We start from the raw sequence: 20,520 nt of genomic DNA on the forward strand, positions 1-20,520 counted from the left end.
CGATCGGACGGGATCTTCGTCGTTTCCGGGGAAGGGTGTCGACGGTCTCCACGACCCGGCCGGGACGGCCGGTGGCGGAGATCACAGCGTGCGGGCCGGCCGTCGCGGCCCGCACCGTGCCTCCCATGCCCGGGAGTGTCAGAGCCGCTTGGCGAAGCAGCGGCTGTCCTCGTACTCGCGGTAGAAGCCGAACTTCGCGCACGGCGTGTAGCCGCTGGAGGTGTACAGGGCGATGGCCTCCGGCTGTTTGGTGCCCGTCTCCAGGACCATGCGGGTCCGGCCGGCCGCGCGGGCGTCGTCCTCCAGGGCCGTGAGCATGCGGCGCGCCAGGCCCCGGCCGCGCATCTCCGCGACGACGAACATCCGCTTGAGTTCGGCGTCCCCGTCCTGGTTGCCCTCGCCGTTCTCGTCCTGGCTGCGCCAGCCGCCGGTGGCCACCGGGCGGTCGTGTTCGTCGTACGCGATCAGGTACACGCCCCGGGGCGGGAGGAAGTCGGCGGCGTCCAGGACCGTGGCGTCGCCCCCGTCGCCGTAGCGCAGGTGGTACTCGGCCTGGACCTCGTCGTTGAGCTTCACGGCGTCGGGATGATCGAAACGAACACGGCGTATAATCATGCTGGGTATCGTACTTCTATGCAGTCGGTGGGGTGCCCGCATTTTGCGGACCCCGACCAGTGTGCCGGTATCGTGCCCTGGTGCTGACTGTGACCTCGGTGAACGTGAACGGACTGCGGGCCGCCGCGAAGAAGGGCTTCGTGGAGTGGCTCGCCGGGACCGAGGCGGACGTCGTCTGTCTGCAGGAGGTGCGGGCCGAGCCGCACCAGCTGCCCGAGGAGGTCCGCCGGCCGGCCGGCTGGCACGTGGTCCACGCCCCGGCCGCCGCCAAGGGCCGCGCGGGCGTCTCCCTCTACACCCGGCGCGAGCCCGACCGGGTGCGGGTCGGTTTCGGCTCGGCCGAGTTCGACGGCGGCGGGCGCTACGTCGAGGCCGAGCTGCCCGGGGTCACCGTCGCCTCCCTCTACCTGCCCTCCGGCGAGGTCGGCACCGAGCGGCAGGACGAGAAGGTCCGTTTCATGGGCGAGTTCCTCGTCCACCTGAAGGAGCTGCGCGAGCGGGCCGCCGCCGACGGGCGCGAGGTCCTCGTCTGCGGCGACTGGAACATCGCCCACCGGCAGGCCGACCTGAAGAACTGGCGCGGCAACACCAAGAGCTCCGGCTTCCTGCCCGAGGAACGGGACTGGCTCGGCCGGGTGTTCGCGGACGGGGACGGCGGGTACGTCGACGTCGTCCGCGCCCTGCACCCGGACGCCGAGGGCCCGTACACCTGGTGGTCCTACCGGGGGCGGGCCTTCGACAACGACACCGGCTGGCGCATCGACTACCACGTCGCCACGCCGGGGCTCGCCGGCAAGGCGGTCAAGGGCTTCGTGGAGCGCGCGGCCACCCACGCCGAGCGCTGGTCGGACCACGCCCCGGTCACGGTCGTCTACGACCTCTGAGGGCGCTGCCGCGGCCGGCGGTCAGGGCCGCTTGTTCACCCGGCGGTCCAGCGCCAGGGAGAGTTCCGCCTCCACGACGCTGCGGGCCAGCGGGCGCAGGCGCTGGAGGTCCTCCTCGGGGGCGTGGCGCAGGATCAGGTCGGTGAAGAGTCCGGCCAGGGCGTCGGCGTGTTCGCGGACGCGGGCGGCGGCCGTGAGGACCTCGGCCAGCGGGATGCCCTCGCGGACCAGCGCGGAGGAGACGTCCAGCAGGCGACGGCTGATGTGGACGATCTCGTCGCCGTCGGTGCCGAGGTAGCCCAGCTCCATGGCGGCCGCGAGGTTCTCCGGGGTGACCTCGCCCTCGAAGCGGGCGGCGAGCTCCTCGGGGGTGAGGCGGACCGGCTCCTCCTCGGAGGGGGGACCGACACCGAGCAGGTCGGCGACGTCGCGGCCCTGGTCGAGCGCCTCGGCGAGTTCCGCGATGCCGTTCAGGGTGTGGCCGCGCTCGAGCAGGGCCGCGATGGTGCGCAGCCGGGCCAGGTGGTGCTCGTCGTACCAGGCGATACGGCCCTCGCGGCGGGGTGGCGGGAGCAGCTTGCGCTCGCGGTAGAAGCGCAGCGTGCGCACGGTGATGCCGGCCAGCCGGGCCAGCTCCTCCATGCGGTACTCGCGCCGGGCCCCGGGGTGTTCTGCGTCCTCTGCCACGCCCGAAGCCTATGGTGTACCGCGGGTAACTTTCCTTTCCCCGCCCCTACCGCTCGGTACGGAGCTGCTCTACAGTCCCATTGCGCCAGTGTTCACTGGCAGAGTTACTAGGTGACGCGTGGAGGCTTCGGATGGCCGAGCACGAGCATGTTCGGGTGGCGGTGATCGGGTCCGGGTTCGGCGGGCTGGGCGCCGCCGTACGGCTGCGCCGCGAGGGGATCACCGACTTCGTCGTCCTGGAACGGGCCGACAGCGTCGGGGGCACCTGGCGGGACAACAGTTACCCCGGGTGCGCCTGCGACGTGCCCTCGCACCTGTACTCCTTCTCCTTCGCGCCCAACCCCGAGTGGCCGCGCACCTTCTCCGGGCAGCGGCACATCCGCGCCTACCTGGAGCACGTCACCGACCTGTTCGGACTGCGCCCGCACATCCGCTTCGACTCCGAGGTCAAGCTGATGAGCTGGGACAACGAGAAGCTGTGGTGGCACATCGAGACCACGCGCGGCACGCTCACCGCCGACGTGGTCGTCTCCGCCACCGGACCGCTGTCGGACCCGAAGATCCCCGACATCCCGGGCCTCGCGTCCTTCCCCGGCAAGGTGTTCCACTCCGCCCGCTGGGACCACGACTACGACCTGCGCGGCAAGCGGGTCGCCATGGTCGGCACCGGCGCCTCGGCCATCCAGATCGTGCCCGCCATCCAGCCGCAGGTCGGCCGGCTCACCCTCTTCCAGCGCACCCCGCCCTGGGTGATGCCCCGCGTCGACCGCGCCATCAGCGGCGCCGAGCGGTGGCTGCACCGGCGGCTGCCCCTCACCGCCCAGGCCCGGCGCGGCCTGCTGTGGGGCATCCGGGAACTCCAGGTTCAGGCGTTCACCAAGCGCCCGGACGAACTCGGCCTGGTCGAGCAGCTCGCCAAGCGCAACATGGCCCGCTCCATCAAGGACCCCGCCCTGCGCGCCCGGCTCACCCCGGACTACCGCATCGGCTGCAAACGGATCCTGCTGTCCAGCACGTACTACCCGGCGCTGGCCCGGCCCAACGTGGACGTCGTGGCGAGCGGACTCGCCGAGGTCCGCGGATCGACACTGGTCGCGGCCGACGGCAGCGAGGCCGAGGTCGACGCGATCGTCTTCGGCACCGGCTTCCACGTCACGGACATGCCGATCGCCGAGCGCGTGGTCGGCGCGGAGGGCAGCACGCTCGCGGAGTCCTGGAAGAACGGCATGCAGGCGCTGCGCGGCGCCTCGGCGGCCGGGTTCCCGAACTGGATGACGATCATCGGACCCAACACCGGCCTCGGGAACTCCTCGATGATCCTCATGATCGAGTCCCAGCTGAACTACATGGCCGACTACCTGCGCCAGCTCGACGTGCTCGGCGGCCGGGCCGCCCTCGTCGCCCGGCCCGCCGCCGTCGACGCCTGGAACCGCAAGGTCCAGGAGCGCATGAAGCGGACCGTGTGGAACACCGGCGGCTGCACGAGCTGGTACCTGGACGAGAACGGCCGCAACACCACCGTCTGGCCCGGCACCACGACCGAGTTCCGGCGCGCGACCCGGCGGGTGGACCTGGCGGAGTACGAGGTGATCCGCACGCCCGCACCGGTGTCCGGACGCAAGAGCGAGGCCGCCGCGTGAGCCGCACCGCCTCCGTCACGACCGGCCCCTACGCCCCGCCCGTCCCGGCCCGCACCCTCACCGCCGTCTCCGCCGACGGCGCGCGGCTGCACGTCGAGGTGCACGGGCCCGCGGACGCGCCCCCGGTCGTCCTCTCCCACGGCTGGACCTGCTCGACGGCCTTCTGGGCGGCGCAGATACGCGACCTCGCGACCGACCACCGGGTGATCGCCTACGACCAGCGGGGGCACGGGCGCAGCCCCGCGAGCCCCGCGTGCACCACCGACGCCCTGGCGGACGACCTCGAAGCGGTGCTCGCCGCGACTCTCGCGCCCGGGGAGAAGGCGATCGTCGCCGGCCACTCCATGGGCGGCATGACGGTCATGGCCGCGGCCGGGCGCCCCCACTTCCGGGACCACGCCGCCGCCGTCCTGCTGTGCAGCACGGGCAGTTCACGGCTGGTCGCCGAGGCGCTCGTGATGCCGTTGCGCGCCGGCCGCGTCCGCACCTGGATCACCGGGCGCATCCTCGGTTCCCGCGCGCCCCTCGGGCCGGTCACGCCGCTGGCGCGGCGCGTCCTCAAGTACGCCACCATGGGCGCCGGTTCCGCCCCGCACATGGTGGAGGCGTGCGCGCGGATCGTGCACGCCTGCCCGCGCGCGGTGCGCCACGCGTGGTCGGCCGTCCTCGCGGCGCTCGACCTCGACCACGGCGTACGGCGGTTGAGCCAGCCCACCGTGGTGGTGGCGGGCACCGACGACCGGCTCACACCCCCGGTGCACGCCCGGGCGCTGGCCGCCGCGCTGCCGAACTGCGTCGGCCTCACCGAGCTGCCCGGCATCGGGCACATGACCCCGATCGAGGCACCCGAGCTGGTGACCGGCCGGATACGGGATCTCGTCGACACCTATGTCACGGGGGCCGACCCCGTGCGGATCAAGGAGGGCGCATGAGCAGGGTCAGCCTCGAAGGGCAGGTCGCGGTCGTCACGGGAGCGGCGCGCGGCGTCGGCGAGCTGCTGGCGCGCAAGCTGTCCGCGCGCGGGGCGAAGGTGGCGCTGGTCGGTCTGGAGGAGGAGGCGCTCAAGGAGGTCTCCGGGCGGCTGCACACCGAGAGCGCCCACTGGTACGCCGACGTGACCGACCACGAGACGATGAGCAGGGTCGCGCAGGAGGTGAAGGCGCGGTTCGGGAAGGCCGACATCGTGGTCGCCAACGCCGGTGTGGCGACGGGCGGTCCGTTCATCGACTCCGATCCGCAGGCGTGGCGGCGGGTGATCGAGGTGAACCTCATCGGTTCGGCGGTGACCGCGCGCGCCTTCCTGCCCGTGCTGGTCGAGAGCCGGGGCTACCTGCTCCAGATCGCCTCCCTCGCGGCCATCACCCCGGCGCCGATGATGACGGCGTACTGCGCCTCCAAGTCGGGTGTGGAGGCCTACGCGCACAGTCTGCGCGCCGAGGTCGGACACCAGGGTGTGCGGGTCGGCGTCGGGTACCTGTCCTGGACCGACACCGACATGGTGCGCGGCGCCGACCAGGACGACGTGATGCGGGAGTTGCGCCGGCGGCTGCCGTGGCCGTCGAACAAGACCTACCCGCTGGGCCCCGCGGTGGACCGGCTCGTCGCGGGCATCGAGCGGCGCTCGGCGCACGTGTACGGGCAGTGGTGGCTGCGCGGCATGCAGGGCGTGCGCGGTTACCTGCCCGGACTCATCGGGACGGTCGGGCAGCGCGAGGTGAAGCGGTTCGCGCCGCGCCTGGCGGGGATGAGTTCCGGGCTCGTCGGCGCAGGTGGGGCGGCCGACGAGGCGGCCCGCGCTACGCAGCGTAACTGATCGACATGCAGGCGGTGTTCGCCCGTGTGAATCTGGTCGGGGCCCCAGCGAGGGGTCGGAAACCACCCACCACGGGAGTGAACCCACATGGGTATGAAGGACCAGTTCCAGGACAAGTCCCGCCAGGCCAAGGAGCAGGCCAAGGAGAAGGCGGGCCAGGCCCGCGAGAAGGCCGGCCAGGCCGGCCAGAGCGGCCAGCGCGGTCCGCAGAGCCGCCCGGGCCAGCAGCAGCCGGAGCGGGGCGGCGGCCAGAACTTCCGTGACATCGAGGACACGGAGCAGCAGGTGGAGGACCGCTTCCAGCGCGACTACGACGCCTGACCGCCGCGCTCGGCCACGGCCGTTCTCGGCGTGGGGCGCCCTCCTTCCGGGAGGGCGCCCCACGTGGTGCCGTCAGGTCGTGCGCGGGGGCAGTTCCGGCCTCGCCCGGTTCGGGGCGTGGCGGTAGTCCGGGGGCGTGGCGGCCGGGTTGGTCTCCAGCAGGCTCAGGGCCAGCTCCACCGCGTCGGCCAGTTGGGCGTGGCGGCCCTCGGCCCAGTCCAGCGGGGTGCGCTCGATCTCCAGGTCGGGGGCGACGCCGTGGTTCTCGACGGACCAGCCGTAGGCGTCGAACCAGGCCGCGTTCATCGGGACGGTGATGACCGTGCCGTCGCCCAGGCGGTGCCGGCCGGTCATGCCGACGACCCCGCCCCAGGTGCGCTGGCCGACCACCGGACCGAGTTTGAGCAGCTTGAAGGCCGCGGTGATCATGTCGCCGTCCGAAGACGTCGCCTCGTCGGCCAGGGCGACCACCGGACCGCGCGGGGCGTTGGAGGTGTACGACACCGGCTGCGCGTTGCGGGTCAGGTCCCAGCCCAGGATCGTCCGGGTCAGCTGCTCGATGACGAGTTCGCTGATGTGCCCGCCCGCATTGCCGCGCACGTCCACGATCAGCGCGGGCCGGGACACCTCCATGCGCAGGTCGCGGTTGAACTGGGCCCAGCCGGAGCCGCCCATGTCGGGGATGTGCAGATAGCCGCACCTGCCGTCGCTCAGCTCCCGTACGACCTCCCGGCGTTTGGCCACCCAGTCCTGGTAGCGCAGCGGCCGTTCGTCGACGAGCGGGACGACGGCGACCCGCCGGGCCCGCCCCGCCTCACCGCACGCCGGGGTGAACGTCAGCTCCACCGTCGTACCGCCCGAGCCGGCGAGCAGCGGATAGGGGCCGGCCACCGGGTCGACCGGGCGGCCGTCGACATGGGTCAGGACGGCGCCCTCGCGGATGCCCGTGCCGGCCAGCGGCGAGCGGGCCTTGGAGTCGGAGGAGTCGCCGGGCAGGATGCGCTTGACCGTCCAGCGGCCGTCGCGGCGCACGAAGTTGGCGCCGAGCAGGCCCTGCCAGCGCTGGTAGTGGGGCGGGCCCTCGTTGCGGCGGGCGGCGGTGACGTAGGCGTGGGAGGTGCCGAGTTCGCCGAGGACCTCGCGCAGCAGGTCGGCGAACTCGTCGGGGGAGGCGACCCGTTCGACCAGGGGGCGGTACTGGTCGAGCACCGCGTCCCAGTCGATGCCGCACATGCCCGGCTCCCAGAAGTAGGAGCGGATCAGCCGCCCGGCCTCGTCGTACGCCTGGCGCCACTCGGCGGGCGGGTCGGCCTTGTGCAGGATGCGACGCAGGTCGATCCAGACGGTCGTGTCGCTGTCGCCGATCTCCGTGGCGGGGACCGCGCGCAGGTCGCCCTCGTCCACGACGACCAGCCGGGTGCCGTCACCGCTGACCGCGAACCAGTCGAGGTGGTCGACGAGTTCGGACTTCTTCGCCTTGGTGATGTTGAAGTACTCAAGGGTCGGGCGGCCGCTGGTGTCGGCCGGATTGACGAAGGTCTCGCCGAGCGCGCCGGAGATCGGCCAGCGCAGCCAGACCAGGCCACCGCCCGCGACCGGGTACAGCGCGGAGTACTTGGAGGCGATGACCGGGAACGGCGTGACCCGGTTCGCCAGCCCCTCCGCCTCGACCGTCACCGTGCCGGCCTCGCCGGTCTCCTCGTCCTCCAGCGGGTCGAGCCCGCCGGCGGCCGGGCGTCCCTCGGGGTTGAGGGCGAAGGGGGAGGGGGTCGCCGAGGAGAGCGGGACGAGATAGGGGCGGCAGCCGAGCGGGAAGGACAGATCGCCGGTGTGCACGTCGTACACCGGGTCGAAGCCGCGCCAGGAGAGGAAGGCGAGGTACCGGCCGTCGCGGGTGAAGACCGGGTTCTCGTCCTCGAAGCGGCCGTTCGTCACGTCCACGATCAGCCGGTCCTTGATCCGGGCCAGCTTGATCTGACGCAGGGTGCGGCCGATGCCGGGGTGCGACCAGGCCAGCCACGAGCCGTCGGGGGAGAAGGCGAGGTCGCGGACGGGGCCGTTGGCCGAGCGGACCAGCTCGGTCACGCCGCCGTGCGGGCCACCGGTGTCCGCCCCGTTCCCTCCCGCCTCTCCTTCCCCTTCACCCTCCGCGGGCCCCTCGGCCTGTTTCTCTCCCTCTGCCTCCTCCTCCGTCACGTCGATCAGCAGCAGCCGCCCGTCGTGCGACGCCACGGCGAGGCGTTCGCCGAGGGGGTCGCAGACCATCTCCAGGACGCGGCCCAGTGCGCCGGAGGCCACCCGGCGGGGCGCCCGGTCGCCGGTCGCGCGCGGCAGGTGGGCGATCTCGACGGCGTCCTCGCCCTCGGCGTCGGTGACGTAGGCGACCTGCCCGGTGGAGCCGAGCATCTCCGGCAGCCGTACCCGGACGCCGGGCGTGTCGGTGATCGTACGGGCGGGGCCGTCGCGGTGGGTGAGCCAGTACAGGCTGCCCCGGACGACGACCGCACTGGCCCGGCCGGTCTCGTCCACGGAGATGCCGTCGACGTTCTGCGCGGCCGGCACCTGGTAGGGGCGGCGGCCGGTGCGCGGTCCGGCCAGGCGGATGTCGAGCCGGCGCGGTACGCCGCCCGGGGAGAAGTCGTCCACCAGCCACAGCTCGCCCGCGCACTGGTAGACCACCCTGGAGCCGTCGCCGGCGGCGTTGCGGGCGTAGAAGGCGTCGTGGTCGGTGTGGCGGCGCAGGTCGGAGCCGTCGTAGGCGCAGGAGTAGAGATTGCCGACGCCCTCGTGGTCGGAGAGGAAGGCGATCCGGCCGGCGACGAACAGCGGGCAGGCGAGATGGCCCTCGATGTCCGGCAGGAGCCGCCGGCCGTGCAGCCACAGCCGGCCCATGGCACCGCCGCGGTACCGCTTCCAGGCGGCGGGTTCGTGCGGCGGGGTGCCGGTCAGCAGCAGGGTCTTGCGCTCGCCGGCGATCTCCGCGACCTGGATGTCGGCGACCGGGCCCCAGGGCAGCCGCCCGCCCGGGTCGCCGTCGGCGGGGACCTTGTAGGCCCAGGAGAAGTGCGAGAAGGGCTGGCCGTGGGAGGCGACGGCCAGGATGTCCGCCCGGCCTTCCTCGTCGGGGGGCGTCCAGCCGCACACCTGCGTGTCGGCGCTGCCCCAGTACGTCAGCTGCCGGGCGGGGCCGCCGTCGACGTCGACCAGGTGGATCTCGGGCGCGAGGCTGCGCCAGGTGGTGTACGCGATCCGGCGGCCGTCGGGCGAGAAGCGCGGGTGGCCGGCCTTGGTGCGGTCCGCGGTGAGCCGCCAGGCGCGGCCGGGGGTGTCGAGCGGGGCCAGCCAGAGGTCGTCCTCGGCCACGAAGCACAGCAGGTCGCCGCTGAGGTGGGGAAGGCGCAGATAGCTCACCTCCCCATGCTTTTCCGGTCCCAGGGCAGCAGCAACTTGTGAGCCCTTCACGTTCGTGACCCAATCCACGCTCCGTCCACGTACGAAACAGTTTCGTTTCGCATGCGGGCGGGGTATGGTCAGGGATGTACGAGTGAAGAAGACTCCGGAGCGGGAAGGTGACGGGCATGACCGCAGCCGCATCCAAGGGCGCGGCGCCGGCCGCTCAGGCCGAGCCGGTGCCCGGACCGGGGCGTCGCAGCCGGATCACGCCCGAGCGCGAGGCCGAGTTGTACGGGGCCGTGCTCGACCTGCTCGGAGAGGTCGGCTACGACGCCCTCACCATGGACGCCGTGGCCGCCCGCACCCGGTCCAGCAAGGCCACCCTCTACCGCCAGTGGGGCGGCAAGGCCGAGCTGGTGGTCAAGGCGCTGCGGCACAGCAAGCGGGGCCACCCGGGGGACATCGACACCGGTTCCCTCCGCGGTGACCTGCACGCTCTCGTGGCGCTGGAGGACGACTGCACCATGGAGCGGAACTCCGCGCTCATGCGGGGCGTCGCCATGGCGATGCACCACAACGACGATCTGCGCCAGGCCTTCCGGGAGCAGCTCGTCGACCCCGAGATGGGCGGTTTCCGGGAAGTCCTCCAGCGGGCGATCGACCGGGGCGAGGTCCGTGCGGACTGCCCGGCGATCGAGTTCCTGCTGCACATGATGGTCGGCGGCTTCGCCACCCGGGCCCTGCTGGACGACCAGCCGCCCACCCAGGCCTTCCTCACCTCGTACATCGAAGCCGTGGTCCTCCCCGCCCTCGGCGTTCGCACCACCCCAACCGCCTGACCCTCCCCAGCAAGCCCACCACCTGACGTCACCGCTCACGTCGTCGGGCTGATCACCCCTGCCCAGCTGAACCACGACCTGACCGGGAGTACGCCTCCGTGGCCACGTTCCTTTACAAACTCGGCCGGCTCGCCTTCCGGCGACGACACTTCGTCGCCTTGATATGGGTCGCGCTGCTCACCCTCGCGGGGGTGGGCGCCGCCTCCGCGCCGGCGGCCGGCAACACGTCCTTCTCCATCCCCGGCACGGAGGCGCAGAAGGCCTTCGACCTGCTGGAACAGCGCTTCCCCGGAATGAGCGCCGACGGCGCCACCGCCCGGGTCGTCTTCAAGGCACCGAGCGGCGAGAAGATGACGGACGCCGGCAACAAGGCGGCCGTCGAGAAGACCGTCAAGGAGCTGCGCAGCGGTTCCGAGGTCGCCTCCGTCGCCGACCCCTACACCGGACACGCCGTCAGCAAGAACGGCGCCATCGCCTACGCCTCGGTGAAGTACGAGGTCTCCGGCATGGAACTCCAGGACTCCTCCCGGGACGCCCTGAAGGAGGCCGCGCAGCACGCGCGGGACGCCGGGCTGACCGTCGAGATCGGCGGCGACGCGCTGACCGCGACGCCCGAGACCGGCTCCAGCGAGGTCATCGGCATCGCGATCGCCGCCGTCGTCCTCGTCATCACCTTCGGCTCGCTGCTCGCCGCCGGGCTGCCGCTGCTGACCGCGATCATCGGTGTCGGCATCGGCGTCTCCTCCATCACGGCGCTCGCCAGCACCCTGGACCTCGGCTCCACCACCTCCACCCTGGCGACGATGATCGGCCTCGCCGTCGGCATCGACTACGCCCTGTTCATCGTCTCCCGCTACCGCGCGGAACTCGCCGAGGGCCGCGAGCGCGAGGAGGCCGCCGGCCGCGCCGTGGGCACCGCGGGCTCGGCGGTGGTCTTCGCCGGCCTGACCGTCGTCATCGCCCTGGTCGGACTCTCCGTCGTCAACATCCCGATGCTGACCAAGATGGGCGTCGCGGCGGCGGGCACGGTCGCCATCGCCGTCCTCATCGCCCTGACGATGATCCCGGCGCTCCTCGGCTACGCCGGCCGCAAGGTCAGGCCGGCCGGCGAGAAGAGCAAGCTGCTCGGCGGCGGCCGTACGCCGAAGAACCCCGGCCGCCCCAACATGGGCACGCGCTGGGCCGGCTTCGTCGTCCGCCGTCCGGTCGCCGTCCTCCTGCTCGGTGTGCTCGGTCTCGGCGCCGCCGCCGTCCCGGCCGCCTCCCTGGAGCTGGGCCTGCCCGACGACGGCTCCCAGCCCGTCTCCACCACCCAGCGCCGCGCCTACGACCTGCTGTCCGAGGGCTTCGGCCCCGGCTTCAACGGTCCGCTCATGGTCGTCGTGGACGCCAAGGGCAGCACCGACCCGAAGGCCGCCTTCACCGAGGTCGGCCACGAGATCAAGGCCCTCCGGAACGTCGTCACCGTCACCCCGGCCGCGCCCAACAAGGCCGGCGACACCGCGACGATCACCGTCGTCCCGAAGTCGAAGCCGTCCTCGGCGACGACCGAGGAACTGGTGCACGCCATCCGGGACGAGGGCGCGGACATCAAGCGGGAGACCGGCTCCACGGTCCTGGTCACCGGCTCGACGGCGATGAACATCGACGTCTCGCAGAAGCTGAACGACGCCCTGCTGCCCTACCTCGCCCTCGTCGTGGGCCTGGCCTTCCTGCTGCTTATCGTGGTCTTCCGCTCGGTCCTGGTCCCGCTGAAGGCGGCCCTCGGCTTCCTGCTGTCGGTGCTCGCCGCGCTCGGCGCCGTCGTCGCGGTCTTCCAGTGGGGCTGGCTGTCCGGTCTGATGAACGTCGAGGAGACCGGCCCGGTCATGTCGATGATGCCGATCTTCATGGTGGGCGTCGTCTTCGGCCTCGCGATGGACTACGAGGTGTTCCTCGTGACCCGGATGCGGGAGGCCTACGTCCACGGTGAGAAGGCCGGCCAGGCGGTGGTGACGGGCTTCCGGCACGGCGCCCGGGTCGTGACCGCGGCCGCCGTCATCATGATCGCCGTCTTCTCCGGCTTCATCGGCTCCAGCGAGTCGATGGTCAAGATGATCGGCTTCGGCCTCGCGATCGCCGTCTTCTTCGACGCGTTCGTCGTCCGCATGGCCATCGTCCCGGCGGTGCTCGCCCTGCTCGGCGACCGGGCCTGGTGGCTGCCGAAGTGGCTGGACCGCGCACTGCCCAACGTGGACGTCGAGGGCGAGGGCCTGCGCACGCAGGACTCGCCGGGCGGCAGCGACGGGGAACGGGAGCTGGTACGCACCTGACGTACCGCTTCCGACACCGCGAACGGCCGGTGAGGGTGCCCGTGGGGACGGGGCTGCACCCTCACCGGCTCTCTGCCGTCCTGCCGGAAAACGCCGTGAGCGCGGGTCGGGCCATGCCGTACCGTGCCGACCATGACGACGACAGCCGCCACTGACACCGAAGAGTCCGGGGCCCACCCCCGGTTCGCCGAAGCGCTGCGGGCGCTCGGGCTGGAGGACGTCCTCACCCGCGCCCGGAGGTTCCCGGAGGCGACCCGTACCGCCGCCGAGGCCGCCGCCGCCGTCGGGTGCGAGCTGAGCCAGATCTGCAAGTCGCTGATCTTCGCCGCCGACGGGGTGCCGGTGCTGGTGCTCATGGACGGCGCCGGACGGGTGGACGTCGAGCGGGTACGGCAGGAGCTGGGCGCCGGGAAGGTCGGCCGGGCCGATGCGGCGGTCGTGCGGGAGACCACCGGCTACGCCATCGGCGGGGTGCCGCCCTTCGGGCACCGCACGCGCACGCGCGTCCTCGCCGACCGTTCGCTGCTCGCGCACGACGTGGTGTGGGCGGCGGCCGGGACGCCGTACACCGTCTTCCCGATCGCGCCGAAGGAACTCGTCGCCCACGCGGGCGCGACGCTGGTGGACGTGCGCGAGCGGCAGGCGTGACGCCACTCGTCACCGCCGCCGTCCTGCTCGCCGCCGTCACCCACGCCGGCTGGAACGCCATCGCGCACCGGATCGGCGACAAGCTGGTCGGCTTCGCCCTGATCTGCGGCGGCGGACTGCTGATCGGGCTCGCGACCACCCCGTTCGTGGCCTTCCCGGCCGGGCCGGCCTGGCCGCTGCTGCTGGCCTCGGCGGCCGTGCACATCGTCTACTACCTCCTGCTGATGACGTCGTTCCGGCTGGCCGACTTCGGGCAGGCGTACCCCCTCGCGCGCGGCAGCGCCCCGCTCGTGGTCACCGTGCTCGCCGCCGTCTTCGCGCACGAGGTGCCCGGTGCCTGGGTGAGCGCCGGGATCGCGGTGTCCTGCCTGGGCCTGACCGGCGTCAGCCTGTGGGGCCTGCGCGGGACCCGGCCGAACCGGGCGGCCGTCGGCGCGGCCCTGGCGACCGGCCTGGCCATCGCCGCGTACACGGTCGTCGACGGCCTGGGCGTCCGCGCCGCGCACTCGCCCCTCGGCTACATCGCCTGGCTCATGGTCGTGCAGGGCTCGGCCGTCCCCATGCTCCTGTACGCACGCGAGCGGGGCGCGACGGTACGGGTGCTGCGGCCGTACGCCGGCCTCGGCCTCCTCGGCGCCGCCCTGTCCTTCTCCGCGTACGCCCTGGTCCTGTGGGCGCAGACCCGGGCCGCGCTCGCCCCGATCGCCGCGCTGCGCGAGTCGTCGATCATCGTCGGCGCGGCCATCGGCGCCCTGCTCTTCAAGGAGCGCTTCGGCGCACCCCGCATCGCGGCGGCGGCGCTGCTCGTGCTCGGGATCGGGCTGATGCTGAGTGCGGGGTGAGGGCGGGGTGAGGGCGGGACGAGCGCGGGGTGAGCGCGGCCCGGTCCGTGCGCGCGGTGCGTGCCGCCGGGCCCCGCGCCGACATGACGGGCGGGGTGTCAGGGCGCACTCTGGAAGCAGCGGTTTTCGGAGGTGATCGACATGTCGCACACCGCTGTCGGATGGCACGTCGAGCTGGAGTTCAAGGAGGAGGACGACCAGCACACGGAGGCGGTGGCCCTGGTGCGCTTGCCCGACGGCACCGAGGTGCGGTCGCACGGCCACGCCAGCAGGCACAACGTGGACGCGAACCAGCCCCGGGTCGGCGAGGAGATCGCCGGCGCCCGTGCCCTCAACGAACTGGCCATGCAACTGCTGACCAAGGCCCACGACGAGATCGACGCGGAGTCCGGCCGGACCTCGCACCCGATCCACGTGTGAGCGGGCCCCGCCGCGCGCCCGGGGCGCGCGCGGTCTAGCCGAGCGCCGTGCGGACCGCGCGGATCAGCGCCTGCGCCCGTGGGTCCGCCGTCACGCCCGTGCGGAAGCCGTTGGTGACGTAGCCGAAGGCGATGCCGCTGTCCGGGTCGGCGAAGGCGAGGGCGCCCCCGCGCCCGGGGTGGCCGAAGGACCCGGGGGACAGCAGCGGCGACGCGGGGCCGTGCAGCATGTGGCCGAGGCCGTAGCGGGTGTTCACCACCAGGACCCGGTCCGGCCCGGCGGACTGCTCGGTGCGGGCCAGCCGGGTGGTGACGGAGTCGAACAGGCGGGTGCCGCCGTCGACCTCGCCGATGAGCGAGGCGTAGAAGCGGGCCAGTCCGTCGGCGGTGGCGATGCCGTTGGAGGCCGGCAGGGCCGCGGCGCGGTAGGCGGGCGCGTTCTCGTCGGGGAGCGGGGTGATCGCGGCGAAGGCACGGCGGGTGAGGGAGTCCGGGTCGGCGTAGGCCTCGGCGACCGCACGCTTGGGGCGGGTCCGCGGACCGCCCGCGTTCTCGGGCGCGTCGACCGGGCCGACCCGCCCCACGCGCGCGTGCTCCCGCTCCGGCAGGCCGAGCCACAGGTCCGCGCCGGCCGGCCCGGCGATCTCGTCCGCGATCCACTCGCCGACCGGGCGGCCGGTGACCCGGCGGACCAGCTCGCCGGTGAGCCAGCTGAAGGTCTGGGCGTGGTAGCCGTGGTCCGTGCCCGGCTCCCACACCGGCGCCTGGGCGGCGACGGCGGCGGCACCGAGATCGGGGTCGGCGGCCTCGGCGGGGGTCAGCGGGCGGTCCAGCACGGGCACGCCCGCGCGGTGCGCGAGCACGTGCCGGACGAGGGTGTGCTCCTTGCCGGCCGCCTTGTACTCCGGCCAGTACGAGCCGACCGGGGCGCCCAGGTCCAGCTCGCCGCGCTGGTGCAGGAGCAGCAGCGCGGCGGCCACGACGCCCTTGGTGGCGGAGCGCACGATCTGCGCGGTCCCCGGCTCCCAGGGTGCCGTTCCGTCCACGTCCCTGGTGCCGGCCCACAGGTGCACGACCCGGTGCCCGTCACGGTAGACGGCGACGGCCGCGCCGCGCTCGCCGCGCAGGTCGAAGTTGGCCGCGAACGCCTCCCTGACCGGCTCGAAGCCCTCGGCCACTGTGCCGTTCACGTCCACGCCCGCCATCCCTTCCCAGTGCCTGCGACAGTGGGTGCAACAGCGTCCGCGCGCCTGCGATTCCTCGGCGGGCCGGCCCAGCGGAAACGTTATCGCGGTGTGGCCGGGGAGCCCACGGTCACGGACTTCGGATCGAAGCCGAACGGGAGCTCCAGCCGGTGCGCCCGCATCAGCTCCTCGTCGCCGAGCAGCTCGCCGGTCGGGCCGTCCGCGGCGATCACGCCGTCGCTGAGGACGAGGGAGCGCGGGCACAGTTCCAGCGCGTACGGCAGGTCGTGGGTGACCATGAGGACGGTGACGTCCAGCGAGCGCAGGATGTCGGCGAGCTCGCGGCGGGAGGCCGGGTCCAGGTTGGAGGACGGCTCGTCCAGGACGAGGATCTCCGGCTCCATCGCCAGCACGGTGGCCACCGCGACCCGGCGGCGCTGGCCGAAGGACAGGTGGTGCGGCGGCCGGTCGGCGAAGTCCCCCATCCCGACCCGCTCCAGGGCGGAGCGCACCCGCTCCTGGAGCGCCGCCCCCTTGAGCCCGGCGGCGGCCGGCCCGAACGCCACGTCCTCCCGCACGGTCGGCATGAACAGCTGGTCGTCCGGGTCCTGGAAGACGATGCCGACCTTCTGCCGGATCGCGGCCATGTGCCGCGCGCCGACCGGCAGTCCGGCCACGGTCACCGTGCCGGTGCCGCCGCCGAGGATGCCGTTCAGATGCAGCACCAGCGTCGTCTTGCCGGCGCCGTTCGGGCCGAGCAGGGCGACCCGTTCGCCGCGTGCGATCGAGAAGTCGACGCCGAACAGGGCCTGGTGGCCGTCGGGGTAGGCGAAGGCGAGGCCGGAGACCTCCAGGGAAGCAGTACTCACAGGAACCATCCCAGCAGACAGACGACGAGGGCGGCGCAGGGGAGCGCGAGGGCGTGCCGCCACTGCGCGCCGGAGGCGGTCACCTCGTCGATGACCGGCATGGTGCCGGCGTACCCCCGGCTCACCATGGCCAGGTGCACGCGCTCCCCGCGCTCGTAGGAGCGGATGAACAGGGCGCCGGCGGACTTGGCGAGGACGCCCCAGTGCCGCACGCCCTTCGCCTCGAAGCCGCGTGACTCGCGGGCGATCCGCATCCGGCGCATCTCGTCGGTGATGACGTCGCCGTAGCGGATCATGAACGACGCGATCTGCACCAGCAGCGGCGGCAGCTTCAGCCGCTGCAGTCCGAGCAGCAGTTCGCGCAGCTCGGTGGTGGCGGCCAGCAGCACGGACGTCGCGACGCCCAGGGTGCCCTTGGCGAGCACGTTCCAGGCACCCCACAGCCCGTTCACGCTGAGCGAGAGCCCGAGCACCTGCACCCGCTCGCCCTCCGCGACGAACGGCATCAGCACCGCGAAGGCGACGAACGGCACCTCGATCAGCAGGCGCCTGAGCAGGAAACCGGCGGGCACGCGCGCGTGGTGCGCGACGCAGGCGAGCAGCACCGCGTACAGCGCGAACGCCCACATCGCCGCGCGCGGGGTCGACACGACGACCACCACGAACAGGAAGGCGGCGGCCAGCTTGGTGTGCGGCGGCAGGGCGTGCACGGGCGAGTGCCCGTGCCGGTAGAGCCGGTGCGCGTGTCCCGCCCCCACGTCAGACGCCGGTGTTCACGGGGGAGACGTCGTCGGCGCGCCGCCGGCGCAGCGCCCAGAACACCGCGCTGCCCGCGACGACCGTGACCCCGACGCCGATGACGCCGGCGAGGCCACCGGAGAGCCGGGCGTCGGAGACGTCCTTGACGCCGTAGTCGGCCAGCGGCGAGTCGGCCGAGGCGTGCTCCTTCGCCTTCCTGTCGATGCCCTTGTCGTGCGCCACCTTCTCCAGGCCGTCCGGGCTGGCGGAGGCGTAGAAGCTGACGAAGCCGGCGAGGACGAGGGAGGTGACGAGGCCGGTCACCCACAGCGTGCGCCGCGAGGTGCGCGCCGCCACGGGCGCCGTGGGAGCGGGGGCGTCCACCAGTGCGCCGTTCACCCGCAGCCGGAGCCGCTGCCGCAGGCCGCGCGCCCCGTACACCAGGTCCGGGCGCACGGCGATGACGGCGCCGACCGTCAGGGCGGTGATGACCGCCTCGCCGACGCCGATCAGCACGTGCACGCCCACCATCGCGGTGGCGACCTTGCCGATGGAGACGTCGGTGGTGCCGCCGACCGCGTAGAGCAGCGTGAAGGCGACCGCGGCGGCCGGCACGGACACCAGCGCGGCGACGAAGGAGGCGACGGTCACCGAGCGCCGCTTGCGGGGCAGCACGGCGAGCAGGCCGCGGAAGACGGCGTACGACACGACGGTCGTGACGATCGCCATGTCGGTGATGTTCACGCCGAGCGCGGTCAGGCCGCCGTCGGCGAACAGCACGCCCTGCATCAGCAGCACCACCGACACGCAGAGCACGGCGGTGTACGGGCCGACGAGTATCGCCGCGAGGGCACCGCCCAGCAGGTGTCCGCTGGTGCCCGCGGCGACGGGGAAGTTGAGCATCTGGACGGCGAAGATGAAGGCCGCCACGAGGCCGGCCAGCGGGGCCGTCCGCTCGTCGAGTTCGCGGCGGGCACCGCGCAGGCTCACCGCGAGGGCGCCGGCGGCGACCACTCCGGTGACCGCGGAGGTCGGGGCGTCGATGAATCCGTCAGGTACGTGCACCGTACGATTTTAGAGCCTTGTTGCAAACCCTTCGCAAGAGAGAGCGAGTCTCGGCTCTCACCGGGCGTCCACCGGGAAATGTGCCACTCTTGAGGGAAAGCGGATGCACGGCTTTCGCATAGGTCACGCTGCGTGAGAGGGCGGTCCGATGTCTGTGGTCGAACAGTACGCGCGCGCTCATATCGTCACGGACGAGGAGGACCCCGGAGCGGTACCGGTCGTGCTGCGGTACGACCCCGACGCCGATCCCCGGTCCGTCCTGGTGGGCCTCCCCGGACCGCACGAGTGGACCTGCCCGCGCGCGCTCCTGGAACGCGGGCTGCGGGCGCCCGCCGAGAGCGGCGCGGTGCGGGTGTGGCCCTGCGGGCGCGTCCAGGCCGTGGTCGAGTTCCACACCGACCACGGCGTCGAGGTGGTCCAGTTCGAGTCGAAGACCCTGCTCAGGTTCCTGCGCCGGACGTACACCGCCGAGCCCGTGCGCGGCTGAACCGCGGCCCGTGCGTGCGCGGCTGAACCGCGGCCCGTGCGTGCGCGGCTGAACCGCGGCCCGTGCGCGGCCGGTCAGCCGCCGAGCTTCAGCAGCTTCGCCACGATCGGTCCGGCCGTGTCGCCGCCGTGCCCGCCCGCCTGCACCACGCCGGCGGCCGCGAGGTCGCCCCGGTAGGCGGTGAACCAGCCGTTCGGCTTCTTCTGCCCGTCGACCTCCGCCGACCCCGTCTTGGCGCCGTAGTCCGGACCGAGCCCGGACATGGCCTCGGCGGCCGTGCCGTAGGCGGCCGTGTACCGCATCAGCTCGCGCAGCTGGGACAGCGTCCCGGCCGACAGGGTGCGCGAGGCGGTGGCCAGGGTGCGGTGGTCCACCGACGGGGACACCAGATAGGGCTGGTGGAAGGTGCCCGACCGCACGGTGGCCGCCACCGACGCCATGTTCAGCGGGTTCATCCGCACCCCGCCCTGCCCGATCAGCGAGGCGGCCATCTGCGCCGCCGACTGCACCGGCACCGAGCCGTCGAAGCTCGGCACACCGATCGCCCAGTTGTTCATCGACAGTCCGAAGACCTGCTGCGCCTGCCGGGTCAGGTCGTCGTTCGCCAGCTTCTTCGCCTGGCTGATGAAGGCCGTGTTGCAGGAGCGGGCGAAGCTCGCCTTGAACGTGCCGCCCTTGATCTGGAAGTCGTCGTCGTTGTGGAACGTCCAGCCGCCGTACCGGGAGGTCTTCGGGCAGGGATGCTTCTTGTCCGCCGAGGCCAGGCCCTTCTCGATGAGCAGCGACGAGGTGACGACCTTCATCGTGGAGCCGGGCGCCAGGGAGCCCTGGAAGGCGGTGTTGAAGCCGTGCCCGCTGTTGGCGACCGCGAGGATCTCACCGGTCGAGGGCCGCAGCGCCACCACCGAGGCACGCGCGCGCGTGGCCACCTGCCGCTCCGCCGCCGCCTGGAGGGCGGGACTGAGCGTCGTCTTCACCGTCCCCGGGGTGCCCTCGCTCAGTTCCAGCAGCGTCTTGTCCGACAGCTTGGCGGCCTTGGCCGCCTTGCCGCGCACCACGCGCAGCTCGACGCCCGCCGTACCGCCCGCCTTCTTGCCGTACTTCTCCCGCAGCCCGTCCAGCACCGTGCCCAGCGACGGGTACCTGGCGGCCGTCAGCTCGCCGCCGTCGCGGTCCAGCGCCTTGACGGGCGGGGTTCCCGACTCGCCGGTGACCAGTCTGTCGCCGTCCTTCAGGGCCGGGTGGACCACGGCGGAGTGCCAGTCCACCACCGGCTCGCCGTCGCCCGCGCGCCGCACGACGGTGAGGGAACTGCCGTACGACAGCGGCTTGCCGAGCTTCTTGTAGGCCACGGTCGCCGTCACGGAGAACGGCACCTCGGTGCCCTTGGCCGTCCGCGGGGTGAGGGTGACGTCCTTCAGGTGCCCGTCCTCGGCGGAGCCGGTGAGCAGCGCGGCGGCGGCGGACGGGGCGTCGGTGGCGGCCGCGGCCTCGGTGGCCCTGCCCTCCTGCCAGGCGGTGAGGAAGCGGGTGGCGGCCGTGCGGACCTCGGCGGCGGTGAGCGGGCCGGTCTTGACGGCCTCGCGGTCGGCCGCGGCGCCGGTCCGCTCGCCGGCGGCGGCGCCACCGCCGTACAGCGCGTAGACGCCGAACCCGGCACCGCCGACCACCACGGCGATCATCCCGCCGAGCACGGCGGGTCGGGTCTTGCGCCGCTCGGCGACGCGCCTTCTCTTGCCCACAGCCTCAGTTCCTCCGCGCCTT

The 20,520-nt window shown here is 73.0% G+C and carries 19 protein-coding genes; 11 read left to right on the plus strand and 8 right to left on the minus strand.

What is annotated here, in order from left to right:
• Window positions 1-138: 138 nt before the first annotated feature.
• Window positions 139-615 carry a GNAT family N-acetyltransferase gene (locus ABZ576_RS05880; RefSeq protein ID WP_360736254.1) on the minus strand — a complete coding sequence of 159 codons (477 nt, stop codon included), beginning with the start codon at window positions 613-615 and terminating at the stop codon, window positions 139-141.
• An 80-nt stretch (window positions 616-695) separates the two neighbouring features.
• Between ABZ576_RS05880 and ABZ576_RS05885 the strand changes: the two genes are divergently transcribed.
• Window positions 696-1,499, plus strand: coding sequence for an exodeoxyribonuclease III (locus ABZ576_RS05885; protein WP_360736257.1), 804 nt, complete (start codon window positions 696-698; stop codon window positions 1,497-1,499).
• Between the two features lie 21 nt (window positions 1,500-1,520).
• Here the strand turns inward: ABZ576_RS05885 and ABZ576_RS05890 are convergent, their stop codons facing one another.
• On the minus strand, window positions 1,521-2,141 hold the full coding sequence (locus tag ABZ576_RS05890) for a MerR family transcriptional regulator (protein ID WP_360736674.1): 621 nt from the start codon (window positions 2,139-2,141) through the stop codon (window positions 1,521-1,523).
• Window positions 2,142-2,317: 176 nt separating this feature from the next.
• Here ABZ576_RS05890 and ABZ576_RS05895 point away from each other — a divergent pair, with 176 nt between their 5' ends.
• From ABZ576_RS05895 to ABZ576_RS05910, 4 genes are all read left to right on the plus strand, one after another.
• A complete protein-coding gene (locus ABZ576_RS05895) occupies window positions 2,318-3,826 on the plus strand; it encodes an NAD(P)/FAD-dependent oxidoreductase (RefSeq protein ID WP_360736259.1) in 1,509 nt (502 codons plus the stop codon).
• The gene (locus tag ABZ576_RS05900; protein WP_360736261.1) at window positions 3,823-4,758 is read left to right on the plus strand and encodes an alpha/beta hydrolase; all 936 of its coding nucleotides are present in this window, start codon (window positions 3,823-3,825) and stop codon (window positions 4,756-4,758) included. Before ABZ576_RS05895 ends, ABZ576_RS05900 begins: the two co-directional genes overlap by 4 nt.
• Window positions 4,755-5,639, plus strand: a complete 885-nt coding sequence (locus tag ABZ576_RS05905) for an SDR family oxidoreductase (RefSeq protein WP_360736264.1) — start codon at window positions 4,755-4,757, stop codon at window positions 5,637-5,639. The genes ABZ576_RS05900 and ABZ576_RS05905 overlap by 4 nt, the downstream gene beginning before the upstream one ends.
• A gap of 87 nt (window positions 5,640-5,726) precedes the next feature.
• Window positions 5,727-5,960: a hypothetical protein gene (locus ABZ576_RS05910; RefSeq protein ID WP_360736266.1), complete on the plus strand. Its 234-nt coding sequence runs from the start codon at window positions 5,727-5,729 to the stop codon at window positions 5,958-5,960.
• 72 nt (window positions 5,961-6,032) lie between these two features.
• Here the strand turns inward: ABZ576_RS05910 and ABZ576_RS05915 are convergent, their stop codons facing one another.
• Window positions 6,033-9,371 (minus strand): S41 family peptidase, encoded by a 3,339-nt coding sequence (locus ABZ576_RS05915; RefSeq protein ID WP_360736269.1) that lies wholly within the window; start codon window positions 9,369-9,371, stop codon window positions 6,033-6,035.
• Window positions 9,372-9,538: 167 nt separating this feature from the next.
• Between ABZ576_RS05915 and ABZ576_RS05920 the strand changes: the two genes are divergently transcribed.
• The 5 genes from ABZ576_RS05920 (at window position 9,539) to ABZ576_RS05940 (ending at window position 14,414) form a co-directional block, all read left to right on the plus strand.
• Window positions 9,539-10,192 carry a TetR/AcrR family transcriptional regulator gene (locus ABZ576_RS05920; protein ID WP_360736271.1) on the plus strand — a complete coding sequence of 218 codons (654 nt, stop codon included), beginning with the start codon at window positions 9,539-9,541 and terminating at the stop codon, window positions 10,190-10,192.
• A gap of 98 nt (window positions 10,193-10,290) precedes the next feature.
• Window positions 10,291-12,504, plus strand: coding sequence for an MMPL family transporter (locus ABZ576_RS05925; protein WP_360736274.1), 2,214 nt, complete (start codon window positions 10,291-10,293; stop codon window positions 12,502-12,504).
• 132 nt (window positions 12,505-12,636) lie between these two features.
• The gene (locus ABZ576_RS05930) at window positions 12,637-13,152 is read left to right on the plus strand and encodes a YbaK/EbsC family protein (protein WP_360736277.1); all 516 of its coding nucleotides are present in this window, start codon (window positions 12,637-12,639) and stop codon (window positions 13,150-13,152) included.
• The gene (locus ABZ576_RS05935; RefSeq protein WP_360736280.1) at window positions 13,149-13,994 is read left to right on the plus strand and encodes an EamA family transporter; all 846 of its coding nucleotides are present in this window, start codon (window positions 13,149-13,151) and stop codon (window positions 13,992-13,994) included. The genes ABZ576_RS05930 and ABZ576_RS05935 overlap by 4 nt, the downstream gene beginning before the upstream one ends.
• A gap of 141 nt (window positions 13,995-14,135) precedes the next feature.
• A complete protein-coding gene (locus ABZ576_RS05940; protein WP_360736282.1) occupies window positions 14,136-14,414 on the plus strand; it encodes a DUF1876 domain-containing protein in 279 nt (92 codons plus the stop codon).
• A 34-nt stretch (window positions 14,415-14,448) separates the two neighbouring features.
• Here ABZ576_RS05940 and ABZ576_RS05945 read toward each other — a convergent pair whose 3' ends face one another.
• The 4 genes from ABZ576_RS05945 to ABZ576_RS05960 all read right to left on the minus strand — a co-directional run bounded on the left by ABZ576_RS05945 (window position 14,449) and on the right by ABZ576_RS05960 (window position 18,269).
• Window positions 14,449-15,609, minus strand: coding sequence for a serine hydrolase domain-containing protein (locus tag ABZ576_RS05945; protein ID WP_360736284.1), 1,161 nt, complete (start codon window positions 15,607-15,609; stop codon window positions 14,449-14,451).
• Between the two features lie 89 nt (window positions 15,610-15,698).
• Window positions 15,699-16,475 (minus strand): ABC transporter ATP-binding protein, encoded by a 777-nt coding sequence (locus ABZ576_RS05950; protein ID WP_360736286.1) that lies wholly within the window; start codon window positions 16,473-16,475, stop codon window positions 15,699-15,701.
• Window positions 16,463-17,224 (minus strand): cobalt ECF transporter T component CbiQ, encoded by a 762-nt coding sequence (gene cbiQ, locus ABZ576_RS05955; protein ID WP_360736289.1) that lies wholly within the window; start codon window positions 17,222-17,224, stop codon window positions 16,463-16,465. Before cbiQ ends, ABZ576_RS05950 begins: the two co-directional genes overlap by 13 nt.
• Window position 17,225: 1 nt before the next feature.
• The gene (locus ABZ576_RS05960; protein ID WP_360736291.1) at window positions 17,226-18,269 is read right to left on the minus strand and encodes an energy-coupling factor ABC transporter permease; all 1,044 of its coding nucleotides are present in this window, start codon (window positions 18,267-18,269) and stop codon (window positions 17,226-17,228) included.
• A 148-nt stretch (window positions 18,270-18,417) separates the two neighbouring features.
• Between ABZ576_RS05960 and ABZ576_RS05965 the strand changes: the two genes are divergently transcribed.
• Window positions 18,418-18,756 (plus strand): SsgA family sporulation/cell division regulator, encoded by a 339-nt coding sequence (locus ABZ576_RS05965; protein ID WP_360736294.1) that lies wholly within the window; start codon window positions 18,418-18,420, stop codon window positions 18,754-18,756.
• A gap of 74 nt (window positions 18,757-18,830) precedes the next feature.
• Here ABZ576_RS05965 and ABZ576_RS05970 read toward each other — a convergent pair whose 3' ends face one another.
• Window positions 18,831-20,498: a penicillin-binding transpeptidase domain-containing protein gene (locus ABZ576_RS05970; RefSeq protein WP_360736297.1), complete on the minus strand. Its 1,668-nt coding sequence runs from the start codon at window positions 20,496-20,498 to the stop codon at window positions 18,831-18,833.
• Window positions 20,499-20,520 lie beyond the last annotated feature (22 nt).

Origin of the sequence: Streptomyces sp. NPDC013455 (assembly GCF_040632975.1) — a bacterium.
Taxonomy (GTDB): Bacteria; Actinomycetota; Actinomycetes; order Streptomycetales; family Streptomycetaceae; genus Streptomyces.

Excerpts from the sequence above, each read along its gene's own strand:
- ABZ576_RS05880 (WP_360736254.1), bottom strand. The coding sequence starts at position 615 with ATGATTATACGCCGTGTTCGTTTCGATCATCCCGACGCCGTGAAGCTC.
- ABZ576_RS05890 (WP_360736674.1), bottom strand. The coding sequence starts at position 2,141 with ATGGAGGAGCTGGCCCGGCTGGCCGGCATCACCGTGCGCACGCTGCGC.
- ABZ576_RS05895 (WP_360736259.1), top strand. The coding sequence starts at position 2,318 with ATGGCCGAGCACGAGCATGTTCGGGTGGCGGTGATCGGGTCCGGGTTC.
- ABZ576_RS05905 (WP_360736264.1), top strand. The coding sequence starts at position 4,755 with ATGAGCAGGGTCAGCCTCGAAGGGCAGGTCGCGGTCGTCACGGGAGCG.
- ABZ576_RS05910 (WP_360736266.1), top strand. The coding sequence starts at position 5,727 with ATGGGTATGAAGGACCAGTTCCAGGACAAGTCCCGCCAGGCCAAGGAG.
- ABZ576_RS05920 (WP_360736271.1), top strand. The coding sequence starts at position 9,539 with ATGACCGCAGCCGCATCCAAGGGCGCGGCGCCGGCCGCTCAGGCCGAG.
- ABZ576_RS05930 (WP_360736277.1), top strand. The coding sequence starts at position 12,637 with ATGACGACGACAGCCGCCACTGACACCGAAGAGTCCGGGGCCCACCCC.
- ABZ576_RS05940 (WP_360736282.1), top strand. The coding sequence starts at position 14,136 with ATGTCGCACACCGCTGTCGGATGGCACGTCGAGCTGGAGTTCAAGGAG.
- ABZ576_RS05950 (WP_360736286.1), bottom strand. The coding sequence starts at position 16,475 with ATGGTTCCTGTGAGTACTGCTTCCCTGGAGGTCTCCGGCCTCGCCTTC.
- ABZ576_RS05965 (WP_360736294.1), top strand. The coding sequence starts at position 18,418 with ATGTCTGTGGTCGAACAGTACGCGCGCGCTCATATCGTCACGGACGAG.